General features: G+C 63.5%; 22 protein-coding genes, 2 tRNA genes and 2 rRNA genes. 15 read left to right on the top strand and 11 right to left on the bottom strand.

Going from position 1 to position 26182, the window contains the following annotated elements:
* Window positions 1–94: 94 nt before the first annotated feature.
* The 6 genes from K5H97_RS04235 to K5H97_RS04210 form a co-directional block, all read right to left on the bottom strand.
* Window positions 95–2987, bottom strand: a 23S ribosomal RNA gene (locus K5H97_RS04235).
* Between the two features lie 245 nt (window positions 2988–3232).
* Window positions 3233–3308 (bottom strand) — tRNA-Ala (locus K5H97_RS04230).
* Between the two features lie 24 nt (window positions 3309–3332).
* Window positions 3333–3409: transfer RNA gene (locus K5H97_RS04225), tRNA-Ile, on the bottom strand.
* 86 nt (window positions 3410–3495) lie between these two features.
* Window positions 3496–5032: ribosomal RNA gene (locus tag K5H97_RS04220) — 16S ribosomal RNA — on the bottom strand.
* Together the 16S and 23S rRNA genes with 2 tRNA genes alongside form the textbook arrangement of a ribosomal RNA operon.
* A 612-nt stretch (window positions 5033–5644) precedes the next feature.
* On the bottom strand, window positions 5645–7138 hold the full coding sequence (locus tag K5H97_RS04215) for a CoA-acylating methylmalonate-semialdehyde dehydrogenase (RefSeq protein ID WP_028691392.1): 1494 nt from the start codon (window positions 7136–7138) through the stop codon (window positions 5645–5647).
* A gap of 71 nt (window positions 7139–7209) precedes the next feature.
* Window positions 7210–8556, bottom strand: coding sequence for an aspartate aminotransferase family protein (locus K5H97_RS04210; protein WP_028691391.1), 1347 nt, complete (start codon window positions 8554–8556; stop codon window positions 7210–7212).
* A gap of 119 nt (window positions 8557–8675) precedes the next feature.
* Between K5H97_RS04210 and K5H97_RS04205 the strand changes: the two genes are divergently transcribed.
* From K5H97_RS04205 to K5H97_RS04185, 5 genes are all read left to right on the top strand, one after another.
* Window positions 8676–9593, top strand: coding sequence for a LysR family transcriptional regulator (locus K5H97_RS04205; protein WP_028691390.1), 918 nt, complete (start codon window positions 8676–8678; stop codon window positions 9591–9593).
* 85 nt (window positions 9594–9678) lie between these two features.
* Window positions 9679–10341 carry a TetR/AcrR family transcriptional regulator gene (locus K5H97_RS04200; RefSeq protein ID WP_028691389.1) on the top strand — a complete coding sequence of 221 codons (663 nt, stop codon included), beginning with the start codon at window positions 9679–9681 and terminating at the stop codon, window positions 10339–10341.
* A gap of 9 nt (window positions 10342–10350) precedes the next feature.
* Window positions 10351–10935: an IMPACT family protein gene (locus tag K5H97_RS04195; protein WP_028691388.1), complete on the top strand. Its 585-nt coding sequence runs from the start codon at window positions 10351–10353 to the stop codon at window positions 10933–10935.
* A gap of 445 nt (window positions 10936–11380) precedes the next feature.
* Window positions 11381–12067, top strand: a complete 687-nt coding sequence (locus K5H97_RS04190; protein ID WP_028691387.1) for an SDR family oxidoreductase — start codon at window positions 11381–11383, stop codon at window positions 12065–12067.
* An 86-nt stretch (window positions 12068–12153) separates the two neighbouring features.
* Complete coding sequence (locus K5H97_RS04185; protein WP_028691386.1) at window positions 12154–13104, top strand: adenosine deaminase; 951 nt, start codon at window positions 12154–12156, stop codon at window positions 13102–13104.
* Here K5H97_RS04185 and K5H97_RS04180 read toward each other — a convergent pair.
* Window positions 13101–13811, bottom strand: coding sequence for an ArsR/SmtB family transcription factor (locus K5H97_RS04180; RefSeq protein ID WP_028691385.1), 711 nt, complete (start codon window positions 13809–13811; stop codon window positions 13101–13103). The two genes, K5H97_RS04185 and K5H97_RS04180, sit on opposite strands and share 4 nt — an antisense overlap.
* Window positions 13812–14302: 491 nt before the next feature.
* Here K5H97_RS04180 and K5H97_RS29530 point away from each other — a divergent pair, with 491 nt between their 5' ends.
* On the top strand, window positions 14303–14500 hold the full coding sequence (locus K5H97_RS29530) for a hypothetical protein (protein ID WP_081791590.1): 198 nt from the start codon (window positions 14303–14305) through the stop codon (window positions 14498–14500).
* Here the strand turns inward: K5H97_RS29530 and K5H97_RS04175 are convergent.
* Window positions 14451–15632 carry a multidrug effflux MFS transporter gene (locus K5H97_RS04175; RefSeq protein ID WP_028691384.1) on the bottom strand — a complete coding sequence of 394 codons (1182 nt, stop codon included), beginning with the start codon at window positions 15630–15632 and terminating at the stop codon, window positions 14451–14453. The genes K5H97_RS29530 and K5H97_RS04175 overlap by 50 nt on opposite strands.
* 169 nt (window positions 15633–15801) lie before the next feature.
* Window positions 15802–15999, bottom strand: coding sequence for a heavy-metal-associated domain-containing protein (locus K5H97_RS04170; protein ID WP_028691383.1), 198 nt, complete (start codon window positions 15997–15999; stop codon window positions 15802–15804).
* A 146-nt stretch (window positions 16000–16145) separates the two neighbouring features.
* Here K5H97_RS04170 and K5H97_RS04165 point away from each other — a divergent pair, with 146 nt between their 5' ends.
* From K5H97_RS04165 to cueR, 3 genes are read left to right on the top strand one after another with little or no spacing between them, the layout of a single operon-like run.
* A complete protein-coding gene (locus tag K5H97_RS04165; protein ID WP_028691382.1) occupies window positions 16146–16532 on the top strand; it encodes a hypothetical protein in 387 nt (128 codons plus the stop codon).
* Between the two features lie 54 nt (window positions 16533–16586).
* Window positions 16587–18986: a heavy metal translocating P-type ATPase gene (locus K5H97_RS04160; protein ID WP_028691381.1), complete on the top strand. Its 2400-nt coding sequence runs from the start codon at window positions 16587–16589 to the stop codon at window positions 18984–18986.
* Window positions 18983–19387, top strand: a complete 405-nt coding sequence (cueR, locus tag K5H97_RS04155; protein WP_028691380.1) for a Cu(I)-responsive transcriptional regulator — start codon at window positions 18983–18985, stop codon at window positions 19385–19387. Before K5H97_RS04160 ends, cueR begins: the two co-directional genes overlap by 4 nt.
* Before the next feature lie 18 nt (window positions 19388–19405).
* Here the strand turns inward: cueR and K5H97_RS04150 are convergent, their stop codons facing one another.
* On the bottom strand, window positions 19406–20182 hold the full coding sequence (locus tag K5H97_RS04150) for an AraC family transcriptional regulator (protein ID WP_028691379.1): 777 nt from the start codon (window positions 20180–20182) through the stop codon (window positions 19406–19408).
* Between the two features lie 48 nt (window positions 20183–20230).
* On the bottom strand, window positions 20231–21508 hold the full coding sequence (locus tag K5H97_RS04145; RefSeq protein ID WP_028691378.1) for an acetyl-CoA C-acetyltransferase: 1278 nt from the start codon (window positions 21506–21508) through the stop codon (window positions 20231–20233).
* Window positions 21509–21625: 117 nt separating this feature from the next.
* On the opposite strand from K5H97_RS04145, the gene K5H97_RS04140 reads away from it, so the two are divergent.
* From K5H97_RS04140 to K5H97_RS04115, 6 genes are read left to right on the top strand one after another with little or no spacing between them, the layout of a single operon-like run.
* Window positions 21626–22978 carry a 3-oxoacyl-ACP reductase gene (locus tag K5H97_RS04140; protein WP_028691377.1) on the top strand — a complete coding sequence of 451 codons (1353 nt, stop codon included), beginning with the start codon at window positions 21626–21628 and terminating at the stop codon, window positions 22976–22978.
* Between the two features lie 2 nt (window positions 22979–22980).
* Entirely contained in the window at window positions 22981–23832 is an 852-nt protein-coding gene (locus tag K5H97_RS04135; RefSeq protein WP_028691376.1) for a MaoC family dehydratase, read from the top strand.
* A gap of 56 nt (window positions 23833–23888) precedes the next feature.
* Complete coding sequence (locus K5H97_RS04130; protein ID WP_028691375.1) at window positions 23889–24194, top strand: MazG-like family protein; 306 nt, start codon at window positions 23889–23891, stop codon at window positions 24192–24194.
* Window positions 24191–24940: a methyltransferase domain-containing protein gene (locus tag K5H97_RS04125; RefSeq protein WP_028691374.1), complete on the top strand. Its 750-nt coding sequence runs from the start codon at window positions 24191–24193 to the stop codon at window positions 24938–24940. Before K5H97_RS04130 ends, K5H97_RS04125 begins: the two co-directional genes overlap by 4 nt.
* 20 nt (window positions 24941–24960) lie before the next feature.
* Window positions 24961–25593, top strand: a complete 633-nt coding sequence (locus K5H97_RS04120; RefSeq protein WP_028691373.1) for a DUF4136 domain-containing protein — start codon at window positions 24961–24963, stop codon at window positions 25591–25593.
* A 19-nt stretch (window positions 25594–25612) separates the two neighbouring features.
* The gene (locus K5H97_RS04115; protein ID WP_028691372.1) at window positions 25613–26173 is read left to right on the top strand and encodes a DUF4136 domain-containing protein; all 561 of its coding nucleotides are present in this window, start codon (window positions 25613–25615) and stop codon (window positions 26171–26173) included.
* Window positions 26174–26182: the final 9 nt, after the last annotated feature.

Raw genomic sequence — 26182 nt, 5'->3', positions numbered from 1 at the left:
GGCTAATTCGGATATGTGAATTTGTGGTCGTACGAACTTTCGGGTCTTTCGTCTTCACCACCACAATCTGCGTAGCAGATTGCTTGGGTGTTATATGGTCAAGCCTCACGGGCAATTAGTATTGGTTAGCTCAACGCCTCACAGCGCTTACACACCCAACCTATCAACGTCGTAGTCTTCGACGGCCCTTCAGGGAGCTCAAGGCTCCAGTGAGATCTCATCTTGAGGCAAGTTTCCCGCTTAGATGCTTTCAGCGGTTATCTCTTCCGAACATAGCTACCCGGCAATGCCACTGGCGTGACAACCGGAACACCAGAGGTTCGTCCACTCCGGTCCTCTCGTACTAGGAGCAGCCCCTCTCAAATCTCAAACGTCCACGGCAGATAGGGACCGAACTGTCTCACGACGTTCTAAACCCAGCTCGCGTACCACTTTAAATGGCGAACAGCCATACCCTTGGGACCGGCTTCAGCCCCAGGATGTGATGAGCCGACATCGAGGTGCCAAACACCGCCGTCGATATGAACTCTTGGGCGGTATCAGCCTGTTATCCCCGGAGTACCTTTTATCCGTTGAGCGATGGCCCTTCCATACAGAACCACCGGATCACTAAGACCTACTTTCGTACCTGCTCGACGTGTGTGTCTCGCAGTCAAGCGCGCTTTTGCCTTTATACTCTACGACCGATTTCCGACCGGTCTGAGCGCACCTTCGTACTCCTCCGTTACTCTTTGGGAGGAGACCGCCCCAGTCAAACTACCCACCATACACTGTCCTCGATCCGGATAACGGACCTGAGTTAGAACCTCAAGGTTGCCAGGGTGGTATTTCAAGGATGGCTCCATGAGAACTGGCGTCCCCACTTCAAAGCCTCCCACCTATCCTACACAAGCAAGCTCAAAGTCCAGTGCAAAGCTATAGTAAAGGTTCACGGGGTCTTTCCGTCTAGCCGCGGATACACTGCATCTTCACAGCGATTTCAATTTCACTGAGTCTCGGGTGGAGACAGCGCCGCCATCGTTACGCCATTCGTGCAGGTCGGAACTTACCCGACAAGGAATTTCGCTACCTTAGGACCGTTATAGTTACGGCCGCCGTTTACCGGGGCTTCGATCAAGAGCTTCGCTTGCGCTAACCCCATCAATTAACCTTCCGGCACCGGGCAGGCGTCACACCCTATACGTCCACTTTCGTGTTTGCAGAGTGCTGTGTTTTTAATAAACAGTCGCAGCGGCCTGGTATCTTCGACCGGCGTGGGCTTACGCAGCAAGTGCTTCACCCTCACCGGCGCACCTTCTCCCGAAGTTACGGTGCCATTTTGCCTAGTTCCTTCACCCGAGTTCTCTCAAGCGCCTTGGTATTCTCTACCTAACCACCTGTGTCGGTTTGGGGTACGGTTCCCAGTTATCTGAAGCTTAGGAGCTTTTCTTGGAAGCATGGCATCAACCACTTCGCGCTCTAAAGAGCACTCGTCATCAGCTCTCGGCCTTGAAATCCCGGATTTGCCTAAGATCTCAGCCTACCACCTTAAACTTGGACAACCAACGCCAAGCTGGCCTAGCCTTCTCCGTCCCTCCATCGCAATAACTGGAAGTACAGGAATATTAACCTGTTTTCCATCGACTACGCTTTTCAGCCTCGCCTTAGGGACCGACTAACCCTGCGTCGATTAACGTTGCGCAGGAAACCTTGGTCTTTCGGCGTGCGAGTTTTTCACTCGCATTGTCGTTACTCATGTCAGCATTCGCACTTCTGATACCTCCAGCAAGCTTCTCAACTCACCTTCACAGGCTTACAGAACGCTCCTCTACCGCGTCATCAAAGATGACACCCGTAGCTTCGGTGCATGGTTTGAGCCCCGTTACATCTTCCGCGCAGGCCGACTCGACTAGTGAGCTATTACGCTTTCTTTAAAGGGTGGCTGCTTCTAAGCCAACCTCCTAGCTGTCTAAGCCTTCCCACATCGTTTCCCACTTAACCATGACTTTGGGACCTTAGCTGACGGTCTGGGTTGTTTCCCTTTTCACGACGGACGTTAGCACCCGCCGTGTGTCTCCCATGCTCGGCACTTGTAGGTATTCGGAGTTTGCATCGGTTTGGTAAGTCGGGATGACCCCCTAGCCGAAACAGTGCTCTACCCCCTACAGTGATACATGAGGCGCTACCTAAATAGCTTTCGAGGAGAACCAGCTATCTCCGAGCTTGATTAGCCTTTCACTCCGATCCACAGGTCATCCGCTAACTTTTCAACGGTAGTCGGTTCGGTCCTCCAGTCAGTGTTACCTAACCTTCAACCTGCCCATGGATAGATCGCCCGGTTTCGGGTCTATACCCAGCGACTAAAGCGCCCTATTAAGACTCGCTTTCGCTACGCCTCCCCTATTCGGTTAAGCTCGCCACTGAATATAAGTCGCTGACCCATTATACAAAAGGTACGCAGTCACCTAACAAAGTAGGCTCCCACTGCTTGTACGCATACGGTTTCAGGTTCTATTTCACTCCCCTCTCCGGGGTTCTTTTCGCCTTTCCCTCACGGTACTGGTTCACTATCGGTCAGTCAGTAGTATTTAGCCTTGGAGGATGGTCCCCCCATGTTCAGACAAAGTTTCTCGTGCTCCGTCCTACTCGATTTCACTGGCAAGAGATTTTCGTGTACGGGGCTATCACCCACTATGGCCGCACTTTCCAGAGCGTTCCACTAATCTCAAACCAGCTTAAGGGCTGGTCCCCGTTCGCTCGCCACTACTAAGGGAATCTCGGTTGATTTCTTTTCCTCAGGGTACTTAGATGTTTCAGTTCCCCTGGTTCGCCTCTTGCACCTATGTATTCAGTACAAGATAACCAGCTTATGCTGGCTGGGTTCCCCCATTCAGAGATCTCTGGATCACAGTCTGTTTGCCGACTCCCCAAAGCTTATCGCAGGCTACCACGTCTTTCATCGCCTCTGACTGCCAAGGCATCCACCGTATGCGCTTCTTCACTTGACCATATAACCCCAAGCAATCTGGTTATACTGTGAAGACGACATTCGCCGAAAATTCGCATGTTGCTCATTGCTGAGCAGAACTCACAAATTTTACCTTAGCCTGAATAACCAGCAGTGAAACTGGTATTCAGTCTATCTATCACATATCCGAATTTTTAAAGAACGATCTGACAAAAGTCAGAAATCAACATTCATCACCGAATGTTCATTTCTAAGTTCTGAGCAGTGCTGCGAAACCTGAAAGAGTGGTGGAGCCAAGCGGGATCGAACCGCTGACCTCCTGCGTGCAAGGCAGGCGCTCTCCCAGCTGAGCTATGGCCCCATTTGACCAGCCGCACCAAGTAATTGGTAGGTCTGGGCAGATTTGAACTGCCGACCTCACCCTTATCAGGGGTGCGCTCTAACCAACTGAGCTACAGACCTATAACAGGGTCGCGTTACAGCATCGTCTTTACACAATGAATCAAGCAATTCGTGTGGGAGCTCATCAGCAGGCTGATGTCTTCGATTAAGGAGGTGATCCAGCCGCAGGTTCCCCTACGGCTACCTTGTTACGACTTCACCCCAGTCATGAATCACACCGTGGTAACCGTCCCCCCGAAGGTTAGACTAGCTACTTCTGGTGCAACCCACTCCCATGGTGTGACGGGCGGTGTGTACAAGGCCCGGGAACGTATTCACCGCAACATTCTGATTTGCGATTACTAGCGATTCCGACTTCACGCAGTCGAGTTGCAGACTGCGATCCGGACTACGATCGGTTTTGTGAGATTAGCTCCACCTCGCGGCTTGGCAACCCTCTGTACCGACCATTGTAGCACGTGTGTAGCCCAGGCCGTAAGGGCCATGATGACTTGACGTCATCCCCACCTTCCTCCGGTTTGTCACCGGCAGTCTCCTTAGAGTGCCCACCATAACGTGCTGGTAACTAAGGACAAGGGTTGCGCTCGTTACGGGACTTAACCCAACATCTCACGACACGAGCTGACGACAGCCATGCAGCACCTGTGTCAGAGTTCCCGAAGGCACCAATCCATCTCTGGAAAGTTCTCTGCATGTCAAGGCCTGGTAAGGTTCTTCGCGTTGCTTCGAATTAAACCACATGCTCCACCGCTTGTGCGGGCCCCCGTCAATTCATTTGAGTTTTAACCTTGCGGCCGTACTCCCCAGGCGGTCAACTTAATGCGTTAGCTGCGCCACTAAAATCTCAAGGATTCCAACGGCTAGTTGACATCGTTTACGGCGTGGACTACCAGGGTATCTAATCCTGTTTGCTCCCCACGCTTTCGCACCTCAGTGTCAGTATCAGTCCAGGTGGTCGCCTTCGCCACTGGTGTTCCTTCCTATATCTACGCATTTCACCGCTACACAGGAAATTCCACCACCCTCTACCATACTCTAGCTCGCCAGTTTTGGATGCAGTTCCCAGGTTGAGCCCGGGGCTTTCACATCCAACTTAACGAACCACCTACGCGCGCTTTACGCCCAGTAATTCCGATTAACGCTTGCACCCTCTGTATTACCGCGGCTGCTGGCACAGAGTTAGCCGGTGCTTATTCTGTCGGTAACGTCAAAACAGCAAGGTATTAACTTACTGCCCTTCCTCCCAACTTAAAGTGCTTTACAATCCGAAGACCTTCTTCACACACGCGGCATGGCTGGATCAGGCTTTCGCCCATTGTCCAATATTCCCCACTGCTGCCTCCCGTAGGAGTCTGGACCGTGTCTCAGTTCCAGTGTGACTGATCATCCTCTCAGACCAGTTACGGATCGTCGCCTAGGTGAGCCATTACCTCACCTACTAGCTAATCCGACCTAGGCTCATCTGATAGCGCAAGGCCCGAAGGTCCCCTGCTTTCTCCCGTAGGACGTATGCGGTATTAGCGTTCCTTTCGAAACGTTGTCCCCCACTACCAGGCAGATTCCTAGGCATTACTCACCCGTCCGCCGCTGAATCAAGGAGCAAGCTCCCGTCATCCGCTCGACTTGCATGTGTTAGGCCTGCCGCCAGCGTTCAATCTGAGCCATGATCAAACTCTTCAGTTCAATACTGCTTGGGTTTTTAAGAAACCCTAAACTTGGCTCAGCAATCTCAAATGACTATGTGATTTCTCGCATGGCCACTTGTGATGCTGATAATCTTGGCGACTATCAGTCCGTACTCACAAGCACCCACACGAATTGCTTGATTCAATTTGTTAAAGAGCGTTTGGCTGAGAGCGTTTCGTCTCAACCGAGGCGCGCATTCTACGCTTTCCTCATTTCGTGTCAAGCGTTTATTTTGAAGTTTTTCGTTTCACTTCAAACACTTGACTCGCTGCGATCTCTCGTAGCGGGAGGCGAATCATACAGCGTTACAACCTGCTGTCAACTGCCTTTTTCACCGCTGCCGATCAGATGATCGAAACACCTCCGACACTACCTGAAACATTCAACCTATTGATTAACAAGAGGTTTTTCGTTTCGACTACGTCGGAAGTGGGGCGCATTATAAGGGGATCTGAGAGGGCGTCAACCGTTAATTTCATTAAAGTGAAATATCGGGGGAAAACACCGCGTCAGGGCTGCCAGCTGCCCATCACAGCCCTAGCACCTATATAAGCAGCCAAAAAACAAAGCGGGGCGGCCTGTCGGCCGCCCCGCTTTCATCCCTGCGCCTTACAGGCTCGGGAACGCAAACTGCGAAGCCTCATGGCTGGCCCGCTGTGGCCAGCGCTGGGTGATCGCCTTGCGACGGGTATAGAAGCGCACACCGTCCGGACCATAGGCATGCAGGTCGCCGAACAGCGAACGCTTCCAGCCACCAAAGCTGTGGTACGCCACCGGCACCGGCAGCGGTACGTTGACACCCACCATGCCCACTTCGATCTCGTCGCAGAACAGCCGCGCCGCTTCACCGTCACGGGTGAAGATGCAGGTTCCGTTACCGTACTCGTGCTCGTTGATCAGCTGCATGGCCTGTTCCAGGCTGTTCACACGCACCACGCACAGCACCGGGCCGAAGATCTCTTCCTTATAAATACGCATCTCGGGGGTGACCTTGTCGAACAGGGTACCGCCAACGAAATAGCCATCCTCGTTACCGGCCACACGGTAGCCGCGACCATCGACCACCAGCTTGGCACCAGCGGCGACGCCGTCATCGATGTAGCCCACCACCTTGTCACGCGCGGCGGCGGTCACCAGCGGGCCCATGTCCAGGCCACAGGCAGTGCCGGCACCGATCTTCAGCGCCTTGATCTGCGGCTCCAGCTTGGCGATCAGCGCATCAGCCACCTGGTCGCCGACACACACCGCCACCGAAATGGCCATGCAGCGTTCGCCGCAGGAACCGTAGGCCGCGCCCATCAGCGCGCTGACGGCGTTGTCCAGGTCGGCGTCAGGCATCAGCACCGCATGGTTCTTCGCGCCGCCCAGGGCCTGGACGCGCTTGCCGCGCTTGGTGCCCTCGGCATAAATGTACTCAGCGATCGGGGTCGAACCGACGAAGCTCAGGGCCTTGACCTCCGGCGCCTCGATCAGCGCATCGACCGCTTCCTTGTCGCCATGCACGACGTTGAGGATGCCCTTCGGCAGGCCGGCTTCCAGCAGCAGCTGGGCGATGTACAGGGTCGAGCTCGGATCGCGCTCGGACGGCTTGAGGATGAAGGCGTTGCCGCAGGCGATGGCCAGCGGGTACATCCACAGCGGCACCATGGCCGGGAAGTTGAACGGGGTGATGCCGGCCACGATGCCCAGCGGCTGGAAGTCGGACCAGGCATCGATGTTCGGGCCGACGTTGCGGCTGTACTCACCCTTGAGCAGCTCAGGGGCGGCGCAGGCGAACTCGACGTTCTCGATGCCGCGCTTGAGCTCACCCGCCGCATCTTCCAGGGTCTTGCCGTGCTCCTCGCTGATCATCTGCGAGATCTTCGCCTCGTTCTGCTCCAGCAGCTGCTTGAAGCGGAACATCACCTGGGCACGCTTGGCCGGCGGGGTGTTGCGCCAGGCCGGGAAGGCGGCCTTGGCCGAATCGATGGCCTGCTGGATGGTGGCGCGGCTGGCCAGTTCGACCTTGCGCACGGCCTGGCCGGTGGACGGGTTGAAGACATCGGCGGTGCGCTCGCCCTTGGTGACCAGCTCGCCGTGGATCAGGTGCTGAACAATGCTCATGCAGAACTCCAGATAAAGAAGGTAGAGACAGGCGCGTGGTACTCACGCGCCCGACGTCAAAATCAGAAAAGTCAGTCGACCTTGTTCAGGGCTTCGCCCACCGCGTCGAACAGGCGATCCAGTTCCTGCGGCTGGGTGTTGAAGGTTGGCCCGAACTGCAGGGTGTCGCCACCGAAGCGCACATAGAAGCCGGCTTGCCACAGCTTCATGGCCGCCTCGTACGGACGGACGATGGCATCACCGTCGCGCGCGGCGATCTGGATGGCGCCGGCCAGGCCGTAGTTGCGGATGTCGACGACGTTCTTCGTCCCCTTGATGCCGTGCAGCAGCTTCTCGAAGTGTGGCGCCAACTCGGCGGCAGACTGCACCAGGCTTTCCTTCTGCAGCAGGTCCAGCGCGGCGATACCGGCGGCGCAGGCGACCGGGTGCGCCGAGTAGGTGTAGCCGTGGGGGAATTCCACGGCGTACTCGGGGGTCGGCTGGTTCATGAAAGTCTGATAGATCTCGCTGGTGGCGATCACCGCCCCCATCGGGATAGCGCCGTTGGTGACCTGCTTGGCGATGCACATCAGGTCCGGAGTGACGCCGAAGGCTTCGGCGCCGGTCATCGCGCCCATGCGGCCGAAACCGGTGATCACTTCGTCGAAGATCAGCAGGATGTTGTGCTGGCTGCAGATCTCGCGCAGGCGCTTGAGGTAGCCCTTCGGCGGCGGCAGCACACCGGCGGAACCGGCCAGCGGCTCGACGATCACTGCGGCGATGTTAGAGGCGTCATGCAGCTCGATCAGTTTGAGCATCTCGTCGGCTAGGGCGATGCCGCCCTCTTCCGGCATGCCCTTGCTGAACACGTTGGCCGGCAGCACGGTGTGAGGCAGGTGATCGACGTCCAGCAATTGACCAAACAGCTTGCGGTTGCCGTTGACCCCGCCCAGGCTGGTGCCGGCAATGTTCACGCCGTGGTAACCACGGGCACGGCCGATGATCTTGGTCTTGGTGGCCTGGCCCTTCAGGCGCCAGTAGGCGCGGACCATTTTCAACGCGGTGTCGGCGCACTCGGAGCCGGAGTTGGTGAAGAACACATGGTTCAGGTCGCCCGGCACCAGGTCGACGATCTTCTCGGCCAGCTGGAACGACAGCGGGTGGCCGAACTGGAAGGCCGGCGAATAATCGAGGGTGGCGACCTGACGGGCCACCGCCTCGCTGATCTCCTTGCGGGTATGCCCGGCACCGCAGGTCCACAGGCCCGAGAGGGCGTCGAACACCTTGCGGCCCTTGTCGTCGACCAGGTAGTTGCCTTCGGCCGCCACGATCAGGCGCGGGTCGCGCTGGAAGTTGCGGTTGGCGGTGTACGGCATCCAGTGGGCGTCCAGCTTGAGCTGGCTGGCCAGACCGACCTGGACGGTTTCGGGCATGTTCATCGGGCGATTCCTCGGAAGACGATTAGGCAGCGATGGGTGTTGTTGCAGCTAAATTGTCACGGCGATAAAGTTCGAAAAACCCAGCATTTCTAATCTTCAGTCAGCGGATAACTAAACTAATGAGCCGACGTCCCGATCCCCTCGCCCAAGTCAGCGATTTCGACATCCGCCTGCTGAAAATCTACCGCAGCGTCGTCGAATGCGGCGGTTTCTCGGCGGCAGAGAACGTGCTGGGGATCGGCCGCTCGGCGATCAGCCAGCAGATGAACGACCTCGAGCAACGCCTGGGTCTGCGTCTGTGCCAACGGGGGCGCGCCGGGTTTTCGCTCACCGAGGAAGGCCGCGAGGTCTACCACTCGGCGTTGCAGTTGCTCAGCGCCCTGGAGACCTTTCGCACCGAGGTGAACGGCCTGCACCAGCACCTGCGCGGCGAACTGAACATCGGCCTCACCGACAACCTGGTGACTTTGCCGCACATGCGCATCACCCATGCCCTGGCCGAACTGAAGGACCGCGGCCCGGACGTGCGCATCCAGATCCGCATGATCGCGCCAAGCCAGGTCGAGCAGGGTGTGCTCGATGGCAGCCTGCATGTCGGCGTGGTGCCTCAGACCAGCCCACTGTCGGGGCTTGAGTACCAGCCGCTGTACAGCGAGCGCTCACTGCTCTACTGCGCGGTCGGCCATCCGCTGTTCTATGCCGATGACCAGCAGATCGACGACGACCGCCTCAATGACCAGGATGCGATCGCCCCAACTTTCCGCCTGCCGGCCGACATCCAGGCCCATTACCAGGCCTTGCGCTGCACCGCCAGTGCCTCGGACCGCGAAGGCATGGCCTTCCTCATCCTCACCGGACGTTACATCGGCTACCTGCCCGACCATTACGCGATGCTCTGGGTGCAGCAGGGGCGCCTGCGTGCGCTCAAACCCGCCCAGCGCTTCTATGACCTGAGCCTGAGCTGGGTGACGCGCAAGGGCCGTCGGCCGAACCTGGTGCTGGAAAGCTTCCTCGAGAGCCTGGCTGCGACACGTTGATACGTATCTCTACCGCTAATGCTTGTCACTTCGGCACAGGCAGGTAATCTGTCGGACATCTGTAACGACCCGCCCGGAATCGTCCATGACCCTAGAAGTCCCTGCGCATCGCTCCCCCGCCTCGGGCAAGCCCGCCGGCCGCATCCGCCAGAAGAACGAGCAGGCCATCATCCAGGCCGCCGAAGACGAATTCGCCCGCCACGGCTACAAGGGCACGAGCATGAACACCATCGCGCTCAAGGCCGGGCTGCCCAAGGCCAACCTGCACTACTACTTCACCAACAAGCTGGGCCTGTACATCGCGGTGCTGAGCAACATCATCGAGCTGTGGGACAGCACCTTCAATGCCCTGAGCGTGGAAGACGACCCGGCCGTGGCGCTCAGCCACTACATCCGCACCAAGATGGAGTTTTCCCGACGCAACCCGCAGGCCTCGCGAATATTCGCCATGGAAGTGATCAGCGGCGGCGAATGCCTGAGCGAGTACTTCAGCGCCGACTACCGCGAATGGTTCCGCGGCCGTGCCGCGGTGTTCCAAGCCTGGATGGACGCCGGCAAGATGGACCGGGTCGACCCTGTGCACCTGATCTTCCTGCTCTGGGGCAGCACCCAGCACTACGCCGACTTCGCCACCCAGATCTGCCAGGTGACCGGCCGCAGCCGGCTGACCAAGCAGGACATGGAAGACGCCAGCAACAACCTTATCCACATCATTCTCAAAGGCTGCGGCATCAGCACGCCCGCCTGACCCGGACTTATGCCTTCTACCCTGCTCGAGCTCTGCGAGTTCCGCGAGGACATCCGCAAGAGCCGCTTCATCACCCTCGCCGGCCCGATCAGTAGCCCGGCCGAGGCCATGGCCTTCATCGAACGCCACAGCGACCTGGCGGCCACCCACAATTGCTGGGCCTGGAAGCTCGGCGGCCAATACCGCAGCAGCGACGACGGCGAGCCCGGCGGCACGGCCGGGCGCCCGATCCTTGCCGCCATCGAGGCCCAGGACTGTGACCAGGTGGTGGTTCTGGTGATCCGCTGGTACGGCGGCATCCAACTGGGCACCGGCGGCCTGGCCCGGGCCTACGGCGGCGGCGCCAACAAATGCCTGCAGCAGGCGCCCAAGCGCTTGCTGGTACAGCGCAGCGAGTTCGCCTGCAGCTGCACCTTCAGCGAACTGGCGCTGGTCAAGTTGCGCCTGGGCGAAGTCGACGGCCTGGTGCTGGACGAGCAGTTCACCGCCAACGGCGTCGACCTGCGCATCGCCCTGGGTGACAGCCACCTCGAGGTGCTGCAGCAGCAGCTCGCCGACCTGAGCCGCGGGCGCATCCTGCTGGAACGAGCCTGAGCGTTGCCCACAACTGCTGTGGGCCTGCCTGTGGATAAGCTTGGGGCACTCCGCTGCAGGCCTTGTTCCGCAAGGCCTGCAGCGTATTGAGCATATTTTGATCACATTTGTGTGACATTAACCCAAGTCACTGAAAGCGTGTGAGTTATCCCCAGTCAGCAGCGACTGCGTTCCCTGAAACGGGCATTTTCAGGCTGTCGCGCTTGCACACAATTACTGTGGAGCAGCCTGTGGATAACCCGTGAACCACCCTGTCAGACCCCGTCTCCACAGGCCTTTCAGACCTTCGATCATTTTTTGACCAGCCGCGACAGGGCAGCCGACCTCTTCCTGGTTTATGCTCGTCACCCAGGCCCTCCCAGTGGAGGGCAACCGCCACGTTGCCGCGCGACAAGCGAACCTGTGCACAGCACCGCTCGCCGCGCCCTTGATATGGAGTATCGCTATGAACGCCAACAAGACCGCCCTCATCATCGGCGCCTCCCGAGGCCTCGGCCTGGGCTTGGTACAACGCCTGCGCGAAGATGGGTGGAACGTCGTCGCCACCGTGCGCGACCCGCAACAGCCGGGTGCGCTGGGCGAAGTCCCCGGGGTGCGCATCGAGCGCCTGGAGATGAACGACACGGCCCAGCTCGACGGGCTCAAGCAGCGCCTGCAAGACGAAGTATTCGACCTGCTGTTCGTCAACGCCGGGGTGATGGGCCCGCTGCCGCAGGACCTGGAAAGCGTGCAGGTACAGCAGGTCGGCGAGCTGTTCATGACCAACGCCGTGGCGCCGATCCGTGTGGCCCGTCGCCTGGCCGGCCAGGTGCGCGAAGGCAGCGGCGTGCTGGCGTTCATGAGCTCGATCCTGGGCAGTGTGGCCATCCCCGACGGTGGCGAAGTCTGCCTGTACAAGGCCAGCAAGGCCGCGCTCAACTCGATGATCAACAGCTTCGTGGTCGAGCTGCAGCGCCCCGACCTGGCCGTGCTGGCCATGCACCCGGGCTGGGTGAAGACCGACATGGGCGGCGAGAACGCCGAGATCGACGTGCTGACCAGCACCCGGGGCATGCTCGAGCAAGTCAAGGCCCAGAGCGGCAATGGCGGCCTGCGCTTCATCAACTACAAGGGTGAAGCGCTCATCTGGTAAACCCGGGCGTTGCGGCCTGGGTGGGCGCATTGCCCGGCCAGGCCCTGTAGAATGGCGGCCAACCGTACCTGATCGAGATTGCACACATGTATGAATGGCTGAACGCCTTGCCCAAGGCGGAACTGCACATGCACCTGGAGGGCTCGCTGGAGCCTGAACTGCTGTTCGCCCTGGCCGAACGCAACAAGATCGCCCTGCCCTGGGCGGACGTCGAGACCCTGCGCAGCGCCTATGCCTTCAATAACCTGCAGGAATTCCTCGACCTCTACTACCAGGGCGCGGATGTCCTGCGCACCGAGCAGGACTTCTACGACCTGACCTGGGCCTACCTGCAGCGCTGCAAGGCGCAGAACGTCATCCACACCGAGCCGTTCTTCGACCCGCAGACCCACACCGACCGGGGCATCCCGTTCGAGGTGGTGCTCGATGGCATCAACCGGGCCTTGAAGGATGGTCGCGAGCAGCTGGGCATCAGCAGCGGCCTGATTCTCAGCTTTCTGCGCCACCTGAGTGAAGACGAGGCACAGAAGACCCTGGACCAGGCCCTGCCCTTCCGCGATGCCTTCGTCGCCGTGGGCCTGGACAGCTCGGAAAAAGGCCATCCGCCGAGCAAGTTCCAGCGCGTCTTCGATCGCGCCCGCAGCGAAGGCTTCCTGACCGTGGCCCATGCCGGCGAGGAAGGCCCGCCCGAGTACATCTGGGAAGCCCTCGACTTGCTGAAGATCCAGCGGATCGATCACGGCGTGCGCGCCATCGAGGACGAGCGCCTGATGCAGCGCATCATCGACGAGCAGATCCCGCTGACCGTCTGCCCGCTGTCCAACACCAAGCTGTGCGTGTTCGAACACATGGGCCAGCACAACATCCTCGACATGCTCGAGCGTGGGGTGAAAGTTACGGTCAACTCCGATGATCCAGCCTACTTCGGTGGCTACGTCACCGAGAACTTCCACGCCCTGCATCAGCACCTGGGCATGACCCAGGACCAGGCACGCCGCCTGGCGCAGAACAGCCTGGATGCGCGACTGGTCCGCTAGCCGACCTGTCGGGCCGGGAGGCAGGCGATCGCGTTGATCTGCTGCTGGCCGAGCGGTGTGAGTTGCACCGCCCGGCTGCCCTCCTGCTCACGCACCCAACCCGACTGGGTGAACAAGCGGAGCAAGGCCTTGCCCAGGCAACCGCCCAGGTGCGGGCCCTGATCGTTCCATTTACTGCAGTGGCATATCACGCAGCCGCGCCGGTCACCGGCGGCCATCGCGTCAATGAATACCCCCAGAGCCTCCAGGTGCTCCTTGCCCTCCTGGCTCACCGACAGGTACTGCTCGCTGCCCTCCAGCCAACCGGCCACCTGCAGGCGGTGGAGCAGCGCGGCGGCCACTTCGCCGCCCAGGTGATCACCACACAGGCGTGCCTTGCGCATCGACAGGGGAATCTGCAGTGTCGTGCCCTGCTCCCCAAGTGAGCGCGTCGCCAGTTGCACGCTGGCCAAGGCTTCCACCGCAGTGCCGACCTCCGGCGTGGCCAGGCGAAAGAAGCGCTTGCGCCCACGCGCCTCGTGCCTGAGCAGCCCGGCACTGCACAACAGCGACAGGTGCGCACAGGCCGACGACGTGCTCAGCCCGGTGAGCACGGCAAGCTCGTCCGCCGCACGCGGGGTACCATCGATCAACGCCCACAACATGGCGCTGCGCTTGGGATCGGCCATCAGGTTGGCGACCTGACTGATGCTGCGGACTGCGTTCATGAACCTGAAGCTCCCTGATGAATCCCGCCTGCTGGCGAACGCCGCAGATGCCCTGCCTCCGGTGTGGGCAAGCGCGGGATGGTTCGTGTGCCGGATGGTGGTCGCCAGCCCAGGGAAACGCTCACCCTTCGCTGGCCGCCAGGGGGCAGTATAAGCCGCTGGAGGGCACTCGCCGTGAGGGAGGCATGCCCCAGATGGGTCGGTATACGCCTTCCCAAAATCGTTCTTAAAGATGCGTCTGTCAGAGTGGCTGACGACTGACTCTGCCCATCCCCCGTACTACCGTGGCTCTAGCGGGAACGCAGCTGACAGCAACGAACCAGGGGGTCGATATGTCCGACGGGAAGAGGGAAAATTTCCGCCCTGCAAAACAGAACGTCTCCCAGCGTCAGACCGTCATGACCGTCAGTCTGGGTACTGATCGCGGTCATGGCGCGAGCCGGGGGCAGCGCTACACTAGATCCGCTCCCGCTCACTTGAGGTGGATCGCGATGAAGATTGTCGTCAGTGCGTCGAACCGGAACCCCACCTGCCCCTGGCAGGTCCAGCTCGACCAGCATGTGGTGAGTTTCCGCAGCGAGGCCGAGGCGCGATCGTTCGTCGCCCTGCTGGAGGCGCGTCTCAACGCGCCCCACCCGCTCACGCGGGCCGGCTGGCCTGCAGGCGCCGGGTCAGCATTGCGACACTGACCACCAGCGCGCCGCACAAGCTGATCACCAGCGCCATGGGCACCGCGCTGCCGTCGTGCAGCACTCCGACCAGCGCCGCCGCGCCTGCGGCGACGCTGAACTGCAGGCAGCCCATCAGGGCCGAGGCACTGCCAGCCCGCGTTCCTTGCCCGCTCATGGCGCAGGCCGAAGCGTTGGGGATGATGCAACCGAGGCTGGCGATACACACGAACAGCGGCACCAATAATGGCCAGAGCTGTGCCGGGCGCAACGCCGCCACCACCAGCAGCGCCAGCGCCGCCACCAGGTACAACCACACCGCTCGCGCCAGCAGGAATGCCGGACCGCGCTTGGCCAGCAGCCGCGCATTGACCTGGGCCATCAGGATGAAGCCGGCGGCGTTGGTGCCGAACAGCCAGCCGTAGTGCTCGGGCGGCACGCCGTAGAGCTTGATGAACACGAACGGCGAACCGGCGATGTAGGCGAACATCCCAGCGATGGCGATGCCGCCGGTCAGCGCATGTCCGACGAACACCCGGTCGCCGAACAGGCTCAGGTACTGGCGCAGCGCGCCCGACAGCGGCTGGCGCGGTACATGGGCCGGCAGGCTCTCCGGCAGGCCCAGGCCGACGGCGAGCAGGCATGCCGCACTGAACAGGCCCAAGGCCAGGAAGATCGACTGCCAGCCTGCCACGTTGACCAGCACGCCACCGAGCATCGGCGCGAGGATCGGCGCCAGGCCCATCACCAGCATCAGTTGCGAAAACACCTTGGCCGAGGCCACCGCGTCACACTTGTCGCTGACGATCGCCCGCGACAGCACCATGCCGGCGCAGCCACCCAGGGCCTGGACGAAACGCGCCAGGATCAGGCTGTCGAGATTTGGGGCATAGGCGCAGGCCAGTGACGCCACGGTAAACAGGCCAACCCCGAACAGCAGCGGCAGACGCCGGCCGAAACGGTCGGCCACCGGCCCGTAAGCGAGCTGGCCCAGGGACAAGCCGAGGAAATAGGCGGCCAGGGTGGTCTGCACATGCTTTTCGTCGGTGCCGAAGGCATGCGCCATGGCCGGGAAGGCCGGCAGATAAAAGTCGATCGCCAGAGGCCCGAACGCACTGAGGGCGCCGAGAATCAGCAAGGTTCGAAGGTTCATGGAAAATCCATAGCAGGCTAAGCAAGTCCGCTAGTCTACCTGAAAACCTTTGTATTGATTTTGTAGGTGCACCACGGAAACCGTGCACCGTCAGTCAGATCGCGCGCCGCCTGCGCGGCGCGCGATCTCATCGGCGCCGCAAGACTATCGCCATGCACACCGCGATAACTCAGGCGACCTCGGCCTGATACCCCTCTTCACGAATCGCCGCCAGGATCTGATCCGCCGCCAGGGCACTTTCCACCCGCACCTGGCGCGCCGCCAGGTCCACTTCCACGCGTGCCGCCGCATCCTGCTCCTGCACCGCCCGGGTCACGCCCTTCACACAATGGCCACAGGTCATGCCTTGTACATTGAACACTTGCATCGAGGTTGCCTCCTTGTGGGTTTTGCCCAGTCTCAGCCTTGCCATCGGGGCAAGGTCAAGTTCCGCAGAAAACGGCCGGGCTGGAAATCCGCGCGCGCCTCGGCCAAGCTGCGCCTTTGACGATTTTGGCAAGCAGGAGATTTTTCATGATCAGGGCAGCATTGGGCCTCGTCGGATTGCTGGGCGCGCTGGCCGTCGTGCCACCGGCCAGCGCCGAGGGCAATTCGGACTACAGCGTGCTGATCATTTCCCGGGAACGCCTGGAGGTGGCCACCAGCTGCGAGATCGGCATCTACCTCAACGACCAGCTGTCCGGCCGCCTGTTCCAGGAGCAGTCAACCTCATTCAACCTGCCGCCGGGCCCCGTCGATGTGCGCCTGCGCCTGTTGCCCGGGCAGGTGCCCGGCTGCGCGCCCGGCGTCGAGGACCAGCGCAGCACGCGCCTGACCTTGCAGGCGGGCCAGATCAACAAATACCGGATCGCCATGGGGCACAATGGCCTGGTGCTCAAGAGAGCCGGCCTGGGCTATTGACCTTGCCCGCATGGCAAGGTTGATGCTGGAGGCCTGTCCACGGAGGAGAGAGCCATGCCCGCATCCACCACCTTCGACCTGCCGATCGGTGGCATGACCTGCGCCAGCTGCGCAGGTCGGGTCGAACGCGCCCTGCGCAAGGTCACCGGTACCGAACACGTCAGCGTCAACCTCGCCACCGAGCAGGCCCGGGTCCAGGCCCCGGCCGACAGCCTGCCGGCGCTGGTCGACGCGGTGCGCGACGCCGGCTACAGCGTCCCCACCCGTACCCTCGAACTGCAGATCGGCGGCATGACCTGTGCCAGTTGCGCCGGCCGGGTCGAGCGCGCCCTCGGCAAACTGCCGGGGGTCGAGCAGGTCAGCGTCAACCTGGCCAACGAACGCGCCCACCTTGAAGTACTTGAGGGCGTCGACGACGGCGCGCTGATCGCCGCGGTCGAGAAGGCCGGCTACAGCGCCACCCTGCCGCTGGCCAGCCACGATGACCAGGCACAGGCCCGACGCCGCCTGCGCAACGAACGCCTGGCGGTCGCCGCGGCCCTGCTGCTGGCCCTGCCGTTGGTGCTGCCGATGCTGGTGCAACCGTTCGGCCTGCACTGGATGCTGCCGGCCTGGGCGCAGTTCCTGCTGGCCACCCCGGTGCAGTTCATCCTTGGCGCACGCTTCTACGTCGCCGCCTGGAAGGCCGTGCGCGCAGGTGCCGGCAACATGGACCTGCTGGTCGCCCTGGGCACCAGCGCCGGCTACGGCCTGAGCCTGTACCAATGGGCCAACGCCCACGCCGGCATGACGCCGCACCTGTACTTCGAAGCCTCGGCGGTGGTGATCGCCCTGGTGCTGCTGGGCAAGTACCTGGAAAGCCGCGCCAAGCGCCAGACCGCCAGCGCCATCCGGGCACTGGAGGCCCTGCGCCCGGAACGCGCCGTGCGGGTGGTCGAGGGGCGCGAGGAAGACGTCGCCATCAGCCAGCTGCGCCTCGACGATGTGGTGCTGGTCAAGCCCGGCGAGCGCTTCCCGGTCGATGGCCAGGTGCTCGAAGGCAGCAGCCACGCCGACGAAGCCCTGATCAGCGGTGAAAGCCTGCCGGTGCCCAAGCAGCCCGGCGACGCGGTGACCGGTGGCGCCATCAACGGCGAAGGCCGCCTGCTGGTGAAGACCCTGGCGCTGGGCACCGAGACCGTGCTCGCCCGCATCATCCGCCTGGTCGAGGACGCCCAGGCGGCCAAGGCGCCGATCCAGAAGCTGGTCGACCGGGTCAGCCAGGTATTCGTCCCCGCCGTGCTGGTGCTGGCCCTGGTGACCTTGGTCGGCTGGTGGCTGGCCGGCGCACCGCTGGAAACCGCGCTGATCAACGCCGTCGCCGTGCTGGTGATCGCCTGCCCCTGCGCCTTGGGCCTGGCCACGCCCGCGGCGATCATGGCCGGCACCGGTGTCGCCGCCCGCCACGGCATCCTGATCAAGGACGCCGAAGCGCTGGAGCGCGCCCATGCGGTCAACCGCGTGGTATTCGACAAGACCGGCACCCTTACCTCCGGCAGTCCGCGCATCGTCCACCAGCAGGCCAGCAGCGGTGACGATAACCAACTGCTGCGCCTGGCCGGCGCCCTGCAGCGTGGCAGCGAGCACCCCTTGGCCAAGGCGGTGCTCGATGCCTGCGCCGAACGCGATCTTGACGTACCGCAAGTGGCCGACAGCCAGTCCCTCACCGGCCGTGGCATCGCCGGCCAGGTGGAGGGCCGCGAGCTGGCCCTGGGAAACCGCCGCCTGCTCGACGAGAGCCGGCTGGTACCGGGCGAGCTGGCCGCCAGCGCCCAAGCCTGGGAGGCCGAGGGCCGCACCCTGTCCTGGCTGATCGAACTCGGCAGCCACCCCCGCGTGCTGGGCCTGTTCGCCTTCGGCGACAGTCTCAAACCCGGCGCCGGCCAGGCCATCGCCGCCTTGCATGCGCGCCACATCAGCAGCCACCTGCTGACCGGCGACAACCGCGGCAGCGCCAAGGTGGTGGCCGAGGCGCTCGGCATCGACGACGTGCACGCCGAAGTGCTGCCGGCGGACAAGGCCGCCACGGTGGCCGCGCTCAAGCAACAGGGCGTGGTGGCGATGGTCGGCGACGGCATCAACGACGCCCCGGCGCTGGCGGCCGCCGACATCGGCATCGCCATGGGCGGCGGCACCGACGTGGCCATGCAGGCGGCCGGCATCACCCTGATGCGCGGCGATCCGCGCCTGGTACCCGCGGCACTGGAGATCAGCCGCAAGACCTACGCGAAGATCCGCCAGAACCTGTTCTGGGCATTCATCTACAACCTGATCGGCATCCCCCTGGCCGCGCTGGGCTACCTCAATCCGGTGCTGGCCGGCGCCGCCATGGCGTTGTCCAGCGTCAGCGTGGTGAGCAATGCCCTGTGGCTGAAGACCTGGAAACCCACCGCCATCGACCAGGAGGCCCCATGAACATCGGCCAGGCCGCCCGCCGCAGCGGGCTGAGCGCCAAGATGATCCGCTACTACGAGTCCATCGGCCTGCTGCGCCCCGCCACGCGAAGCGAAAGCGGCTACCGGCTGTACCAGCAGGAGGACCTGCACAGCCTGGCGTTCATCAAGCGATCACGTGATCTGGGCTTTTCCCTGGAAGAAGTCGCCAAGCTGCTGACCCTGTGGCAGGACCGCCAGCGCGCCAGCGCCGACGTGAAGGCCCTGGCCATGCAGCATATCGAGGCGCTGAACAAGCGCATCGAGGAGTTGGTGAGCCTGCGCGACACCCTCGGCGAGCTGGTGGCCCACTGCCAGGGCGACGACCGGCCGGACTGTCCGATCCTCAAGGACCTGGCCAATGGCAGCGGGTGCTGTCACTGACCGAAACAGCAGCCGCTACTACAGGCGCAGTTCCCCTGGCGTGGCGCCGAACAGCTGGCGAAAGGCGGCGATGTAGGCCGAAGTCGAGTCATACCCGCAGCCCAGCGCGGCCTGGGTGACGCTCTCTCCGGCCTCCAGCAGCGCCAGCGACGACAGCAGGCGCATGCGCTGGCGCCAGTTGCGAAAGCTCAGCCCCGTCTCGCGCTGGAACAGGCGCATCAGGGTCTTTTCCGATACCCCGAGTTGCACCGCCCACTGCTGCAGGGTCTGGGGCCGGTCGGGGGCGGCGATCAAGCCGTTGCACAACGCCAGCAAGCCCGGGTGGCGCGGCAGCGGCAGCGAGAACCCCACCTGCGGCAGGGTGCGCAGCTGGTCCAGCAACACGGCCACCAACCGCGCCTCGGCACTGTCGCCTTCCGGGTAGTTCACCGCGAAGGTGCAGAACTGCTTGATCAGCTCCCGCGCCAGCGGCGTGACCTCCAGCACCCGGCATTCGCCCGGTGCCCAGGGACAGGCATCGCGGCGCACATACAGGCTACGCATCTCGGCCTGCATCGAGGTCAGCACTTCATGCTCGGTGCCGGCCGGGATCCACACGCCCCACTGCGGCGGGGCGAAGTAGCTGCCGTCACTGGTGTACACGCCAAGCACGCCGCTGATGGCATAGGAAAATTGCACCCAGTCATGCTGGTGACGGGTGGTCCAGGACCCGGCGCCCAGGCTCTCGGCGCGGGCGTAGAGCGGCCTGGGCAACTGGTCCAGGGCGGGGATGGGACGTGGTCCGGTGATCGACATGCTAAGGCCTGGTGTCTCGGGTCGGACAAGGGTACCAGCCATCGCCGCCTAGCGTTCGACGATCGCCGTTACCCCCTGCCCACCCGCCGCGCAGATCGAGATCAGGCCACGCCCCTTGCCACGCTCGCCCAGCAGCTTGGCCATGTTCGCCAGTATCCGCCCTCCCGTCGCCGCGAACGGATGCCCGGCGGCCAGCGAGCTGCCCTTCACATTCAGCTTGGCGCGATCGATCGACCCCAACGGCCCTTCGAGCCCCAGGCGCGTGCGGCAGTAGTCGGCATCCTCCCAAGCCTTGAGGGTACAGAGCACCTGGGCGGCGAAGGCTTCGTGGATCTCGTAGAAGTCGAAATCCTGCAAGGTCAGGCCATTGCGCGCCAGCAGCCGCGGCACCGCGTACACCGGTGCCATCAGCAGACCCTCCTGACCATGGACGAAATCGACGGCCGCCGCCTCGCCGTCCACCAGGTAGGCCTGCACCTTCAGGCCCTGCGTCTCGGCCCAGGCCTCGCTGCCGAGCAACACCAGCGAGGCGCCATCGGTCAGCGGCGTGGAATTGCCCGGCGTGAGCGTGCCCAGGCCGCTGCGCTCGAACACCGGCTTGAGCTTGGCCAACTGCTCCAGGCTCAGGTCGGCGCGCAGGTTGTTGTCCCGGGTCAGGCCGAGGTAGGGCGTGAGCAGGTCGTCGTGCCAGCCCTCGCGGTAGGACGCCGCCAGGTGCTGATGGCTGAGCAGGGCCAGTTCATCCTGCTCCTCGCGGCCGATCTGCCAGGTCTGCGCCATGCGTTCGCAGTGCTCGCCCATCGACAGCCCGGTGCGCGGCTCGCCATTACGCGGCAACTCGGGCTTGAGCAGGCCCGGGCGCAGTTTCAGGAAGGGCTTGAGACGTTCGCCGAGGGTCTTGCCGCGGTTCGCCTGCAGCAGGATCTGCCGCAGCCCTTCGCTCACGGCGATGGGCGCGTCCGAGGTGGTGTCGACGCCCCCGGCGATGCCGCTGTCGATCTGCCCCAGGGCGATCTTGTTGGCCACCAGCAACGCCGCTTCCAGGCCGGTGCCACAGGCCTGCTGGATGTCGTAGGCCGGCGTCTGCGGCGACAGCCTCGAGCCCAGCACGCACTCGCGGGTCAGGTTCATGTCACGCGAATGCTTGAGCACCGCGCCGGCCGCCACTTCGCCCAGACGCAGGCCGTGCAGGCGGTAACGCTCCACCAGGCCCTCGAGAGCCGCCGTGAGCATCGCCTGGTTGCTGGCCTTGGCGTAGGCGCCGTTGGAGCGGGCGAAGGGAATCCGGTTGCCCCCCAGGATCGCGACTCGGCGAATTGACTGCATGCCTGTATTCCTCCTGAAACAATTTGATCCTTAAGCCTAGGTTCTTTTCGCGCATTCGAACGACCCTGCCACAAACTTGGTCCACACTTGCATGCTTGCCTTCAGGGAGAACCGTACATGAGCGACCGCTATCTGGGCTTTGCCAACTCCACCCTCGGACGAAAACTGGTCGATGCCCTCGGCCTGCCCCGCCCGGTGCCGCTGGAACGCTGGCAGGCCGGGCGCCTGCGCCCCATCGAGGGCGCACTGGTGCTGGGCGGCGGGCCGCTGGCAGCCCAGGTGGCGGCGATCGCTCCACGCCTGACCGCCGACTGCTACGGCTTCGCCAGCGACGCGCTCGAGGTCCCGGCCTGGGTCGCGGGCCTGGGGCCGAAGCTCAAGGCGGTGGTGTTCGATGCCAGTCACCTGTCCGACAGCGATGACCTCAAGCAGTTGCGCGAATTTTTCCAACCCCTGCTGCGCAGCCTGGCCTCCAGCGCCCACGTGGTGATCCTGGGGCGTGCGCCAGAAGGCGTCGCCGATGCGCAGGCCAGCGTTGCCCAGCGGGCCCTGGAAGGCTTCAGCCGCTCGCTGGCCAAGGAACTGCGCAATGGCGCCACGGCCAACCTGCTGTATGTCGCCGAAGGCGCCGAAAGCCAGCTGGAGGGCGCGCTGCGCTTCTTCCTTTCGCCCAAGAGCGCGTTCGTTTCCGGCCAAGTCCTGCGCCTGACGCCCTGCGCCGCCCAGGTGCAGGACTGGACCCGGCCGCTGGCCGGCCGCCACGCCCTGGTCACTGGCGCCGCCCGGGGCATCGGCGCGGCGATTGCCGAAACCCTGGCCCGAGACGGCGCCGAGGTGACGCTGCTCGACGTGCCCCAGGCCCAGCGCGACCTCGACGCCCTCGCCGCGCGCCTGGGCGGTCGTGCCCTGGCGCTGGACATCTGCGCCGCCGATGCCGCCGCGCAACTGCTCGAAGCCCTGCCCCAGGGCCTGGATATCGTCGTGCACAACGCCGGCATCACCCGCGACAAGACCCTCGCCAACATGACCCCGGAGTACTGGGACGCAGTGCTGGCGGTCAACCTCAAGGCGCCCCAGGTGCTGACCGAGGCGCTGTTCGCAGGCGGCAAGCTGCACGCGGATGCGCGCATCACCCTGCTCGCCTCGGTCAGCGGCATCGCCGGCAACCGCGGCCAGTCCAACTACGCGGCCAGCAAGGCCGGGCTGATCGGCTTCGCCCAGGCCTGGGCGCCACGCCTGGCCGAACAGGGCGCCAGCATCAACGCGGTGGCGCCAGGCTTTATCGAAACGCACATGACCGCGGCCATGCCCATGGGCCTGCGCGAGGCCGGCCGACGCCTGAGTTCGCTGGGCCAGGGCGGCTTGCCGCAGGACGTCGCCGAAGCCATCGCCTGGCTCAGCCAGCCGGGCTCGGGCGCGGTCAATGGCCAGGCCCTGCGGGTCTGCGGCCAGGCCTTGATGGGAGCCTGACCATGACCCGATCCTGGCACGACCTGCACAGCCCCGAATCACGACCGAGCCTGTACCTGCGCGCCCTCGGCAAACGCAAGATCCGTGGCAGCCAGCTGCCGGAGCAGGGCCTGCGCTGCTTCCTGCGGGTCGACCCCGCCAACCTGGCGGCCTACCGCCGGCTCTGCCACTTCGCCGACGATGGCCGCCTGCCGGGCACCTACCCGCACGTCATGGCCTTCAGCCTGCAACTGCAACTGCTCACCGCCGAGGACTTTCCCTTCCCGTTGCTGGGGCTGGTGCACCTGCACAACAGCCTGCAGGTGCTGCGTCCCCTGGGCGGCATCGACGGGCTGCGCTTCGCGGTGTATGCCGACAACCTGCAGCCCCATGAAAAAGGCGGCACCTTCGACCTGGTGACCGAGGCCGAGGACGGCCTCGGCCTGCTCTGGCGCGAAACCAGCCGCATGCTGGTGCGCGGCCTCAAGCTCGACGCACCGGACGCGGAACTCGCCGACACAACGTCCGCCACGTTGCCCGAAGCCACCCGCTGGTATGCCGACGGCGATATCGGCCGGCGCTACGCCAGGGTCTGCGGCGACTACAACCCGATCCACCTGAGCAGCCTCACGGCACGCCTGTTCGGCTTCCCCAGGGCCATCGCCCACGGCATGTGGAGCAAGGCCATGGCGCTGGCGGCCTTGCAGGGGCACCTGCCCAAGGCCGGATATGCCTTCGCGGTGGACTTCCACAAACCGGTGCGCCTGCCTTCGGAGGTGATATTGAGCGCCAGCCAGGCGGGGCCGAGCGGCGAGCTGCGCCTGGATGGCCACGGCGGCCTGCTGCATATGCTCGGCAGTTGGCGCACGCTCTGATCGGGCTTGCTTTGCAAGGCACCTCGCCGGAAGCTATGCGCCACGAGGAGACCCCGATGAACCTGCAAGAACTGACCGAACGCCTGCACCGCATCCGCGACACCAACGACTGGCGGGTGTTTCACAGCCCGAAGAACCTGGCCATGGCCGCCAGCGTCGAAATGGCCGAGTTGGTGGAGATCTTCCAGTGGCTGACCGAGGACGAGTCCCGCCGGCTGCCCGCCGACAAGCTCGCCCACGCCGGCCAGGAAGTCGGCGATATCGTCCTCTACCTGTTGCTGCTGTGCAGTGAGCTGGGACTGGACATGAACGAGGTGGTGCGGGCCAAGCTCGCCGACAGCGAGAGGCGCTTCGGCAAATGAACGACCGTCATTTCGATGAGCTGGCCAGCCGCTTCGCCGAGAAGATCTACGGCGGCGCCAAGGGCGCCATCCGCCTGGCGGTGCTCCAGGCCGACCTGGCCGAGGCCCTGCCCGACCGCCCCCTGCGGGTGCTCGATATCGGCGCGGGCCTCGGCCACATGGCCCTGTGGCTGGCCCAGCGCGGCCACCAGGTGACCCTTGCCGAACCCGCCGCGCCGATGCTCGACGGCGCCCGTGCGCGCTTCGCCGAGGCCGGCCAGCATGCGACCTTCATCCAGGCGCCGTGGCAGGACCTGCTCGGTCAACTCACCGAACCCTACGACCTGGTGCTGTGCCACGCCGTGCTCGAATGGCTGGCCGAGCCCGAGAGCATCCTGCCGGTGCTGCACCAGCTGACCGCGCCGGGTGGCTGGCTGTCGCTGGCCTTCTACAACCGCGACGCGCTGGTCTACCGCAACCTGCTCAAGGGCCATTTCCGCAAGTTGCGGCACAATCGGCTGGCCGGCGAAAAGCAGAGCCTCACACCACAGAAACCACTTGATCCACGCCAGCTCAAGGCGCAACTTGAAGCTCTGTGGCAGGTCGAAAGCGAGAGCGGCGTACGGGTGTTCCACGACTACATGCCCAAGGAGTTCCAGGACAAGGCCGAGCTGCTCGACCTGCTGGAGATGGAACTGGCGCACCGCCGTCACCCCAGCTTCGCCGGCCTGGGCCGCTACCTGCACTGGATGTGCCGCCCCCACTGACCCGCTCGCCAGGAGGATCCATGCCGTATCGTCTGCTCTGCCTGGCCCTGCTCCCCCTCGCCCTGGCCGCCTGCCAGGGCAGCAACCCCTATGTCGCCAGCGGCAAGCCGCTGCCGCCGGCGCCGCCCCAGGCCGCCAGTACCTTCGATGCCAGCGCCTACCCCGCGCCGACACGCGACTACGGCCGTTACCGCAGCTGGAGCTGGCGCAACAACCAGCCACCCGGGGGCCTGGCCAACGCGACGCCGGGCCAGCTGGCCGACGCGGTGAGCGGTGCCCTCGACCAGCACGGCCTGCGCCCGGCACGCAATGCGCCCGCCGACCTGCTGGTGAGCGCCGACGTGCGTCTGGAGCGGCGCCTGCGCCAGGTGCGCGACTACGACTACGATCCCTACTACGGCCCCTACCCTTACGGCGGCGTCGGCTACGGCGGCTATCGCAACGGCTATGGCGGCTACGCAAGCGTGCCGATCGTGCGCACCTACGAAGTCGAGGTGATGGTGGTGCGCATCGACCTGTTCGATGCCCGCAACGGCCAGCCGGTGTGGAGCGCCAGCGCCGAAAGCGGCAGCGACAAGGACTCGCCGCGTGAGCGCGAAAGCGCCCTGCGCGAGTCAGTGAGCAAGGCGATGAGCGGCTATCCTCCCAGCTAACGTTCAACGGAGAACCACCATGTTGCGCCGTCTCGTTCTACTGTCCTTCGCCCTGCTGCTGGCCGCCTGCTCGAGCAACAACGTGCAGCACGATTTCGATGCCAGCCGCGACTTCGCCGCCTATCGCAGCTGGGCCTGGCAGGAACCGGGCCTGCAATATCGCCCGGACGATCCGCGGATCAAGAGCGACCTGACCGAGCAACGCATTCGCCAGGCGGTCTCCAACCAGCTCGACCAGCGCGGCCTGCGCCCGGTCCAGGGCAATGCCCGGGCGGATGTGAAGGTGCGCGCCTACCTGATCGTCGAGGACCGTCAGCAGCAGGTCACCACCAACTACGGCGGTGCCTGGGGTGGTTATTGGGGCGGTTACTGGGGCGGGCCGATGTACAACGAGACGCGCAGCGTCGACTACAAGGTGGCGACCATTCAGGTCGACCTGTTCGATGGCCGCGACGGCAAGCTGGTATGGCGCGGCAGCGCCGAGCAGATCATGAACAACTACCCGCCCAGCCCGCAGGAGCGCAATGCGGCGATCCAGAAGACCGTGACCCAGGTGCTGAGCAACTATCCGCCGCACTGAAGCCTGCGC

The organism is Pseudomonas mosselii (assembly GCF_019823065.1).
GTDB lineage: Bacteria > Pseudomonadota > Gammaproteobacteria > Pseudomonadales > Pseudomonadaceae > Aquipseudomonas > Aquipseudomonas mosselii.
Note: the sequence above shows the minus strand (reverse complement) of the source record. Positions and strands in the feature narration are given on the sequence as shown.

Excerpts from the sequence above, each read along its gene's own strand:
- K5H97_RS04215 (WP_028691392.1), bottom strand. The coding sequence starts at position 7,138 with ATGAGCATTGTTCAGCACCTGATCCACGGCGAGCTGGTCACCAAGGGC.
- K5H97_RS04210 (WP_028691391.1), bottom strand. The coding sequence starts at position 8,556 with ATGAACATGCCCGAAACCGTCCAGGTCGGTCTGGCCAGCCAGCTCAAG.
- K5H97_RS04205 (WP_028691390.1), top strand. The coding sequence starts at position 8,676 with ATGAGCCGACGTCCCGATCCCCTCGCCCAAGTCAGCGATTTCGACATC.
- K5H97_RS04200 (WP_028691389.1), top strand. The coding sequence starts at position 9,679 with ATGACCCTAGAAGTCCCTGCGCATCGCTCCCCCGCCTCGGGCAAGCCC.
- K5H97_RS04195 (WP_028691388.1), top strand. The coding sequence starts at position 10,351 with ATGCCTTCTACCCTGCTCGAGCTCTGCGAGTTCCGCGAGGACATCCGC.
- K5H97_RS04190 (WP_028691387.1), top strand. The coding sequence starts at position 11,381 with ATGAACGCCAACAAGACCGCCCTCATCATCGGCGCCTCCCGAGGCCTC.
- K5H97_RS04185 (WP_028691386.1), top strand. The coding sequence starts at position 12,154 with ATGTATGAATGGCTGAACGCCTTGCCCAAGGCGGAACTGCACATGCAC.
- K5H97_RS04180 (WP_028691385.1), bottom strand. The coding sequence starts at position 13,811 with ATGAACGCAGTCCGCAGCATCAGTCAGGTCGCCAACCTGATGGCCGAT.
- K5H97_RS29530 (WP_081791590.1), top strand. The coding sequence starts at position 14,303 with ATGAAGATTGTCGTCAGTGCGTCGAACCGGAACCCCACCTGCCCCTGG.
- K5H97_RS04175 (WP_028691384.1), bottom strand. The coding sequence starts at position 15,632 with ATGAACCTTCGAACCTTGCTGATTCTCGGCGCCCTCAGTGCGTTCGGG.
- K5H97_RS04170 (WP_028691383.1), bottom strand. The coding sequence starts at position 15,999 with ATGCAAGTGTTCAATGTACAAGGCATGACCTGTGGCCATTGTGTGAAG.
- K5H97_RS04165 (WP_028691382.1), top strand. The coding sequence starts at position 16,146 with ATGATCAGGGCAGCATTGGGCCTCGTCGGATTGCTGGGCGCGCTGGCC.
- K5H97_RS04160 (WP_028691381.1), top strand. The coding sequence starts at position 16,587 with ATGCCCGCATCCACCACCTTCGACCTGCCGATCGGTGGCATGACCTGC.
- cueR (WP_028691380.1), top strand. The coding sequence starts at position 18,983 with ATGAACATCGGCCAGGCCGCCCGCCGCAGCGGGCTGAGCGCCAAGATG.
- K5H97_RS04150 (WP_028691379.1), bottom strand. The coding sequence starts at position 20,182 with ATGTCGATCACCGGACCACGTCCCATCCCCGCCCTGGACCAGTTGCCC.
- K5H97_RS04145 (WP_028691378.1), bottom strand. The coding sequence starts at position 21,508 with ATGCAGTCAATTCGCCGAGTCGCGATCCTGGGGGGCAACCGGATTCCC.
- K5H97_RS04140 (WP_028691377.1), top strand. The coding sequence starts at position 21,626 with ATGAGCGACCGCTATCTGGGCTTTGCCAACTCCACCCTCGGACGAAAA.
- K5H97_RS04135 (WP_028691376.1), top strand. The coding sequence starts at position 22,981 with ATGACCCGATCCTGGCACGACCTGCACAGCCCCGAATCACGACCGAGC.
- K5H97_RS04130 (WP_028691375.1), top strand. The coding sequence starts at position 23,889 with ATGAACCTGCAAGAACTGACCGAACGCCTGCACCGCATCCGCGACACC.
- K5H97_RS04125 (WP_028691374.1), top strand. The coding sequence starts at position 24,191 with ATGAACGACCGTCATTTCGATGAGCTGGCCAGCCGCTTCGCCGAGAAG.
- K5H97_RS04120 (WP_028691373.1), top strand. The coding sequence starts at position 24,961 with ATGCCGTATCGTCTGCTCTGCCTGGCCCTGCTCCCCCTCGCCCTGGCC.
- K5H97_RS04115 (WP_028691372.1), top strand. The coding sequence starts at position 25,613 with ATGTTGCGCCGTCTCGTTCTACTGTCCTTCGCCCTGCTGCTGGCCGCC.